General features: G+C 67.3%; 1 protein-coding gene and 1 pseudogene. One reads left to right on the top strand and one right to left on the bottom strand.

All coding sequences use genetic code 11. The features are described from left to right. Positions 1 to 308, top strand: a pseudogene (locus EOC83_RS32560) (DSD1 family PLP-dependent enzyme); the annotation flags it as partial. 4 nt (positions 309 to 312) lie between these two features. Here EOC83_RS32560 and EOC83_RS32555 read toward each other — a convergent pair. After that, positions 313 to 495 (bottom strand): GyrI-like domain-containing protein (locus tag EOC83_RS32555; RefSeq protein WP_206516573.1); only part of this gene is annotated, 183 nt, incomplete at its 5' end.

The raw sequence follows: 495 nt of genomic DNA, 5'->3' as shown, positions 1-495 counted from the left end.
CCGGCCCGCGGGCCGTCACCCGCCTGCTGCAGGCGCTCGGCCGGTTCCCGCGCAAGGGTTGCTACCTCTATGGCGGCAAGTGGATGGCCGAGCCGGTCTTCCCAGAAGGCATGAAGGCGAACGGGCTGCTCGGCCTGTCCTCCAACCAGCAATTCATGGGCTTGCCCGCCGACGCGACCGCAAAGCCCGGCGACTACGCGTTTCTAAGGCCGACGCAGAGCGAAGCCGTGCTGCAGCAGTTCGGGTCGATCGCGGTGTTTTCCGGCGGCCGGATCGCCGATCGCTGGCCGGCGTTGCCGATGGCCTGACCGACTACGCCTTCACCGGTATCCAGATCTCCAGCCCGCCCTTGCCGCTGCGCGGGTCGAATTCGGGGCCGTAGCGTTCGAATTCCGGCGCGTCCGCGATCTCATGCCCGGAGGCCGGCAGCCATTTGTTCCAGATCGTGTTGACCGTCCGGCGGATGGTCGAGATGTGTTCGCGGTGGGCAAAGAC

Origin of the sequence: Mesorhizobium sp. Primo-A, assembly GCF_003997175.1 — a bacterium.
Classification (GTDB): domain Bacteria; phylum Pseudomonadota; class Alphaproteobacteria; order Rhizobiales; family Rhizobiaceae; genus Mesorhizobium; species Mesorhizobium ciceri.
Note: the sequence above shows the minus strand (reverse complement) of the source record. Positions and strands in the feature narration are given on the sequence as shown.